Source organism: Microbacterium sp. LRZ72 (assembly GCF_033792225.1).
In the GTDB taxonomy this organism is placed as follows: domain Bacteria; phylum Actinomycetota; class Actinomycetes; order Actinomycetales; family Microbacteriaceae; genus Microbacterium.
This window is the reverse complement of record NZ_JANGEX010000026.1, coordinates 1-7,678: the sequence shown is the minus strand read 5'-3', so window position 1 is coordinate 7,678 and position 7,678 is coordinate 1. Positions and strand designations below refer to the sequence as shown.

4 protein-coding genes are annotated in these 7,678 nt (G+C 61.7%); 1 reads left to right on the top strand and 3 read right to left on the bottom strand.

The genetic code is table 11. The annotated features are described in order from the left end of the window. Nucleotides 1–199: 199 nt before the first annotated feature. The 3 genes from M4I32_RS14975 to M4I32_RS14965 form a co-directional block, all read right to left on the bottom strand. Nucleotides 200–2,740: an ATP-binding cassette domain-containing protein gene (locus M4I32_RS14975; RefSeq protein ID WP_319035285.1), complete on the bottom strand. Its 2,541-nt coding sequence runs from the start codon at nt 2,738–2,740 to the stop codon at nt 200–202. 93 nt (nt 2,741–2,833) lie between these two features. After that, complete coding sequence (locus M4I32_RS14970) at nt 2,834–4,162, bottom strand: substrate-binding domain-containing protein (RefSeq protein ID WP_319035284.1); 1,329 nt, start codon at nt 4,160–4,162, stop codon at nt 2,834–2,836. After that, nucleotides 4,159–5,136, bottom strand: coding sequence for an ABC transporter permease (locus M4I32_RS14965; RefSeq protein WP_319035283.1), 978 nt, complete (start codon nt 5,134–5,136; stop codon nt 4,159–4,161). Before M4I32_RS14965 ends, M4I32_RS14970 begins: the two co-directional genes overlap by 4 nt. A 507-nt stretch (nt 5,137–5,643) precedes the next feature. On the opposite strand from M4I32_RS14965, the gene M4I32_RS14960 reads away from it, so the two are divergent. Further along, nucleotides 5,644–7,284 carry a sigma-54-dependent Fis family transcriptional regulator gene (locus M4I32_RS14960; RefSeq protein WP_319035282.1) on the top strand — a complete coding sequence of 547 codons (1,641 nt, stop codon included), beginning with the start codon at nt 5,644–5,646 and terminating at the stop codon, nt 7,282–7,284. Nucleotides 7,285–7,678 lie beyond the last annotated feature (394 nt).

Sequence of the window (7,678 nt, the reverse complement as noted above, 5' to 3'; positions counted from 1 at the left end):
CACGAACTACATCGCCAGATCACTCCTCGAGTCCGGAGGATTCAGAACCCACCTACACCCTCGATTGCGATGAGCCGTCAATGACGCGTTAGCGTGAGTCACGAAGTCCTCCGTGGTCAGGGTGCGAGTGCGGTGACCTACATCCTGCCCGGAGGTCTTCGCCTACCGCACCCGTCCATAACCTGCCCGGGAAGTACACCTAGGTTGCCTTTCTTCTGAACCGTACGGCGTACGCGGCGAGGGCGATAATCGTGACGATCCCGATAAACATGAGGTTTGCGCCCTGGGAGATTCGAAGCACGACCGACAGCGTCATCGCGAGGCCAAGGAGAACCGAGCCAAGCAGAACGCCCATCAGTGTTCCCCTTCCGCCCAGTAGACTGGCACCGCCAAGCACGGGCGCCGCGATCGCGAGCAACGTGTACGTCTCCCCCACGCTCGCGTCCCCTATTCCGACCTGCACCGCGAGGAGCACACCAGCGATCGCGGCGAGCATGCCGCAGAGCGTGTAGCAGAGCACACGAACCCGGGTCGCCCGAATACCGAGCCGGTTTGCGTACAGCCCGTTCAGCCCAACGGCGCGGACCCGCATGCCCAGCCCGGTCCAACGAAGAACAACGTCGCCGACGATGACGACCGCGATCAACACGATGAACGGAGCTGGGAGGAAGCCGAGGCTCTGCGTCAGCGCAACCATAAGTTCGGAGTCGATTGCACCTCCCGGCCTTGGCCGGAGCGCCAGCGCTACACCGCTGACAATTCCGAGCGTGGCGATTGTCGCAATCACGGCGGAGACCTTCATTTTCTCCACAAGCCACGCGTTGATGACCCCAACGAGCGCTCCGAGCAGTATCGCAACTGCCATCGCTGTCGTGAACGACTGTATGAATCCGCCCGACTGTACGACAAAGGACATCGCAACAACACTGAGGCTCATCGTGGCACCGACCGAAACATCGATCCCGCCGACAAGTAGAACGAAGTACTGCGCTATCGCCACCGCCGCAAGTGGTGTAGCGATAATCAACACGTTCCGGAGGCTGAGAGGGCTGAGGAACGTCGGATTCTGGCTTGCGGCAAAGGCACCAAGCAAGACGATGATGAGAGACAAGACACCCAGCCGGACGGCCTCCCCGCCACGCAACCATCGCGGCAGTTTTGATTTCCCCGCGATCTCGAGGCGCATCGTTTCGGTGCTCGGCGAGCGCACATCGTCGGCGACACGGCTCCCCACCGCGAACGCACCAACGATGCTTTCCTCGTTCGAACCGCGTCCCGGCATCTCCTCGATGATGTGTCCGCGCGACATGACAACGATCCTGTCGGCGATCCCAGCTAGCTCTGAAGCGTCCGAGCTGACGACCACCACGGCGTTCCCGGCGTCCGCCGTGGCTCGGAGCATCCGGTAAATGTCCATCCGCGACCGCACGTCTACGCCTTGTGTCGGTTCATCGATCAGGAAAACTCTAGGCTTTGTTGCGATTGCCTTGCTGATGGCGATCTTCTGCTGATTGCCGCCTGAAAGCGAACCCGGCAGGTGAGACGGACTACCGAGACGGATGCCGAATTTGTTCAGCTGGTCGCTGACGAACCGATTCTCAGCACGCCCGCTCACCACGCCTCCAACGGCGAGCTTGCCAAGAACTCCGGAGCTCAGGTTCTCTCTGATGTTCAGCGCTTGGAAAAGTGACTCGTGCCTTCGGTCGCCGCTGAGGAACACGATTCCGTTTTTGGTCGCCTGCCGATAGTTCTTGATTACCTTTCCCTCGATGGTGACAGTTCCGCCGGAACCGCCAAGTCCCGCCAGCCCACGAAGGAGTTGCGCCTGACCGTTGCCGTCCGCCCCCGCAATGCCGACAATCTGGCCAGCCCTGAGCTTCAGATCGACCGACTCGATCTGGTCCCCGCTAAGACGGTCGGCAGAAAGAATCTCCTCGCTTGAGTCGTCGAGTTCGTTCCGCACGGGGAATTCCATGTCGACCTTGGTGCCCGCCATGAGCTCAACGATCTGGGTGGTAGAAGTCCTTGAGATCGGTGCTGTGTCGACGAAGTGTCCGTCTCGCAGAATCGTCACGCTGTCCGCCACCCGGAAGACCTCGGCGAGCCTGTGCGTCACGAAGAGGACCCCGGTTCCTTGCCGCGCAACCAAGCGCATGAGCTCGAGCACGCGGTCAACCCCACTCGCATCGAGTGCCGAGGTCGCTTCATCGAGAAGAAGCAGCCGCGGCCTGGCCATAACCGCGCGGACGATCTCGAGCAGCTGGCGATCACCTGGCGCAAGTTGAGCAACCCTGAACAGGGGATTGAGCTCGAGAGAGAAATCTCTGAGCCGCGCTCTCGCCCACCCGAAGATCTCCCCGTACTTGGGGCGCTGACCGGTCGGCGTACCTATGTAGAGGTTTTCCGCCACCGTGAGCGTGGGGAGGAGCGACCCGTCTTGGAACACCGTCAGAGCCCCGGCGTTCTGGGACTCGATCGGGAGATTACGACGGAGCTCGACGTCCGCGATACTCACCGTCCCGGTGTCTGATTCCACCGTCCCGCTAACTATGCCTACGAAAGTTGACTTGCCTGAACCATTTTCCCCGACAAGCGCGCGAATCTCACCGGATTGGACGCTGAGCGACATCTCGCTCAGCGCCTGAACAGGTCCGTAACTCTTGCTCACTGAGGTCGCTTCGAGCACTACCTCGGTGTGCTTTGCTTCATGTGAGATCGTTTCGTCGATCGATTTTGTCATCGGGGCTTCCGGTTTCCGCGTCCGTGAGTAAAAGGGTGAGTGCTGTGGGTGGGGTTGGAGGGAACTGCCCCGCCCCCACCCACAGCGTCACGATTAGTCCAGCATTCCGTTCATGACGTCCTCGGGAACGAGTGCGCTCCAACCAGGAAAGTCACCCGGAAGGTCCGGCTGATAGACACCCTCGACAGCTTCCAACAACGGCAACGGCAACGGCGTGCGTTCGGGAACTTCCTCGCCTGCGATCAACGTCATCGCGTTGGTGAGCGCGAGACGTGCCTGATTGACGAGAGCATTGGTGTAGTAGAGATCGAACTCTCTATCCGTACCGAGTCGTTCTTCCCAGATCCCGAAGAACTCGTTCATCTCAGTCCACGTGAGAATCGGGGGTACATCCTCGCCTGCTTGATCGTAAACGTTGACGACCTGTGGCATCGGATCTGCGTAGGTGTTCAAGATTGCGGCTGCTGGGATCCCGCTCGAAATCAGCGCGGAGGCTGCAGCCGAGGTCCCGGGGCGTGTCCAGTCCGTATCTTGGTTGAACGCAATCTCGGGCCCGTCCGAATTCGCAAGCTCCTCCTCGAGACAAGATTGGACGAGCGTGTCCTGCGGGTTTCCAGGCACACCGAAGAAGAAGGCGACCTCCTCATTGCTCGAAAGTCCGAGCGCATCCACGAGAACACCTCCCATTTCTGTGCCGCCCTCGCAGGCCTCCGCATACACTTGATTGTTGATCACCGACCCGTCAGCTTCTGGGGTTTCACCGACGTAGGTCGTGACAACCGTCCCCGCTGCTTGGGCTTCCGTGAACACCGGTGACATGGCCGCACCGAACGCGTTGTAACTCACAATGGCGTCAACGCCGCTGGAGACCATGCTTCGGACCGCTGACTGTGCGGAGGGCAGGTCGTCGACGAATGCGTAGGTGATCGTGCCGACCTCCGGATAGGTGAGAGCCTGCAGGATCACATTCATCGCCGCGGTAGTCTGCCAAAGGTTGTCGACGGCGTTGAAAACGCCAATGTGAACGTCTCCATCCCCAACGGTGCACTCGGGCTGCTTCCAGCAGTCAAGTGCGGTTTGCACCTGTTCCGGCGAGAGCTCTATCGATGCGCGCGCGAACCCCTCGACAGCTTCTTCGGGGAGTTCCGACAGCGGCATCTCGACCCCGAACGCGGTGTCGACGATCTCCTGCACAGCCGCCTCGTCGTAGTCGAGGGAAGTGTCGACCTCGTCAGCGTCAGTGGACGACCCGTTCGAGCCTTCACCCCCGCCACTACAGCCGGCGAGGACCAGCACGGTCGCCGCCGCAGCGGCCACGACCCCGAACAGCCGACGACGCCGCGAGATCAGCGTGCCGTCCCTATGTCTAATGGACATCTTCGTCTCATTTCTCTTGATTGCGGAGGGTTCCCGAAGGATCACGCTCTTGGGAGAGCTGAATCCTTCGGCTTCGACGCGGTCTTGGTGTCGCGTGAAGACTTTGACGGTCGGGCCCGGGTCAGGGCGCCTACCCCGGCCAGGCCAAGCGCGAGGACAACTCCTTGCACGAGGGTTCGTGCGCCGGTGGAGAATCCCATGACGGCAAGTCCGTGATCGAGGAGGACGATGAAGAGCGCGCCGAGAAGCGTTCCGACGGGGCTCACTCGCCCACCCGTCAGAACTGCCCCGCCCAGTACGACCACGATGATGCTCGTCAGCAGATAGGGGGCGCCAGAAGACATGTCAGGCGAACCGATCTGACCGGCAAGCAGCACACCGCCGACACCGCCGATCAGCGCGGCGAGGACCCAGGCAGCCATCCGGTAGCCGAGGTGATGGATGCCGATGAGCTCCCCGGCTCGCAACGATGCGCTCGCCAGAACCAGGCGCCGACCGAGCACGATGCGGCGAACGAGCAGAAGGACAAGCGCCACCACAGCAACCGCCACTACGAGGATCAGACTCACATTCACGATGCTGTCTCGCGCCCATGAGTACAGTGCTTCGGGAACCCGAGTGGTGTTGAGCGAGGCTCCTCGGTAGGCGACCGTCACCCCGAGGACAACCTGTCCGGTGGCGAGCGTGGTGACCAAAGCGTTGAGGCCGAGCACCTCGACAAGGAATCCGTTGATTAGGCCAATCAGAACACAGGCGAGCGCCGCGACCGCGAGCGCTTTCGGAAGCTGGTCGTTCGAGCCGGCCGACTCCTTGAGAACGATGATGCCCATCAGCGTCACGACGTGCGGCACGCTCAGGTCGATGCCCCCGGTGCCGATAACGAACGCCTGGGCTAGCCCCACAAGAATCATGACGCCAAGGAGAGGCGTCATAGTGGACAGCGTCCGGGGGTCAAGAAGGTTCTGTCCGATGATGACCTGCAGGAAAATCACGAGCAGGATGTTCGCGATCAGGATCACCTTGAGCGGAGTCCACTGGAACCGACCTCGTGGCCTGCCCGGCATATCGGCGGAAGACTGTGACAACTTGGAACCCCTCCTTCGGCAGTCCCTGCAATCGGCGGGCGAATCTGGGCCCGTTCGTGAGGCCCGACACGACGCGGCGATGCAGCGTGGAGAAAGTGTCTCAACCTGTGCGGGGGAGCTGATGCGAATGTGTCAAAACGGTACACAGACGCCGCACTTGCGCGTGACGCAGGCAAACTGAGGTGCAGGGCAGATTTCTTGTCCTAGTGTTGCTCGCTAAAGCGAGTCACCGCAGCATCGCAACGGAGCGATTGCAAAGGAGAAGTAGCAATGGCCGCCTCACCGCGACTACACGATGTTCGAGATCTCTTCCTTTCGAACGGACAGCTTGACGCGAATCAAGCAGAACTGGTCCGACCGGGCGTTCTCAGATCATGGAAGCGCTCCCGGCTCACGGGAGTCGGTGATCGCTCGGCACGCCTGCCATTCGAATCGCCGGCCATGGGTGACTCGCTACTCCTCCGCGCCGCAGATCCGATCCTTGCGAACCTCGCCGACGATCTCGAAATGGATCGTGCCAGCCTGCTCGTTGCAGACCGACATGCTCGAATCCTGCGGACCTGGACTCCGGACGCGAAGTTCTCCCACCTCATGGAGCGGATCGGGTCGACGGCTGGTCACTCAGGGGCGGAGGAAATAGTCGGCACGAACGGCATCGGCACGACGGCGGAGGATCGTCGTCCTCAGATGATCGTGGGAGCCGAGCATATTTCCGATGTCCTCACCGACTTCGCGTGTGTCGGCGCGCCGGTCTACAACCCCATAACTCGTCGCCTTCAGGGCGTCATCACGCTCACTGCTCGCGTAGAGGACGCGAGTCCACTCTTGCCCGGCTTGATCAGCCATGCGGCTCGAGAAGTGGGGCGTCATCTCCTCAATCTTTCGAGTGCCCGTGAACGTGTACTGCTCGATGCCTTCATTGTCGCTTCGAAAAGCGGGCGGGCTGTGGCGGTGGTGGGCGCAGATATTCTGCTCGAGAACCCAAGCGCTACCGCAGTTCTTCGTGCGGTCGACCAGATCACGCTTTGGGCGATGGTATCCGAGTCCACGTCGCTGCGCCATCCGAAGAGCCGGTTCCACATCGCGAATGACACGGCACTCACCGAGGTCCGCTGCACGGCGGTGGTGTTCGACGATGAGATGATCGGGGCGATCGTTGAGATCGTCGGGCACGCCTCGAACGAGCCCGTGCCCGAACGTCCGAGCGGACCTGCCTCAAACGGCTGGCCGCCCCTTTCGAAAGCACTCCCGGGCACAAGCCCCGCGTGGGTCTCGACACTCGAGCAGGCTGAATCGGCGACGCGGGCTGCGATCCCTGTCGTTGTTTTCGGGGCAAACGGGACCGGCAAGCTCACCCTCCTCACGCATATGCTCGGTCGTGCCGCGCCACGCCGCGCTCCCGTCATCGTCGACGCCCGTGACCCCGTGGCCGGGTCGCAGGCGTGGCTGACGCGACTGACGGAAGCCCTGAGTGGCACGGACCCCGTGATCCTGCGTCACATCGATGACCTAGCCAGCGAAACGGCACAGTTAGTAGCAGACCAGCTGACGGTCTCGGATCACCTGCTGCGACAGGGGCTGTTCTGCGCGACCTCCCGAGCAGAGGGCGTGGCGCAACTTTCGCCCGGCCACGAGGCTCTGCTCGGGTTGATCGCGGTCGGACGGATCGACATGCCGAATCTCCGCGAACGCCGACAAGATCTGCGTGAGATTCTTCGGCTCCTTGAGAGAAAATACACACCTGGCCGTACCTTTACTTTCACCCAGGGGGCATATAACGCGCTCTCACGGGCTCCATGGCCAGGGAATGTCAGGCAGCTGGACTCCGTGATGCGTGGGGTCTTCGCGGCCGCCCGCCGGAACGAGATCACTGTGGACCAGTTGCCGCCCACGATCGGAAGCTATGCGACGCGACGCGATCTCAGCATGTTGGAGCAGCTGGAGGTCGACGGGATTATAAACGCGCTTGTAAGGTGCGCGGGCAACAAGGTGATCGCCGCAGAGATGCTCGGGATCTCCCGGTCGACGCTCTATCGGAAGATGAGCACCTACAGGCTCGATGCCGAGCGAATGTTTCTCTAGTCGCGGCGGGCGGAGCGGCGAATCGTGGCGTCACGGTTCAGCCACCGGTGGAACGTGAACCGCCCCAGGTTTTCTGCCGCTGTTATGCGGGTTGCGGCTCTCGGGTGATGGTCGCGTAGTAGGTCTGTGAGTCGAGGACGCGGTCAGCCCGCCAGCTGCGTGATGATCTGCTCGTGCCCGAGGTCGCGCGGCTGCACGCGGGAACAACGGCGTCCATGGTCGCCGGAAGATGCACGCGCTCATGCGACGGCAGGGCTGGGACATCGGTCGGATCATGGGCTTTGCACCAGACCGTGAGCCGCCTGCGTTCGGTGCTGTGAATCGCCCCGGGTGTCGTGGAGGGTCTGATTCCCCGAGAGGATGATGACTATGCCAGCACCGAGGAAGTATCTCC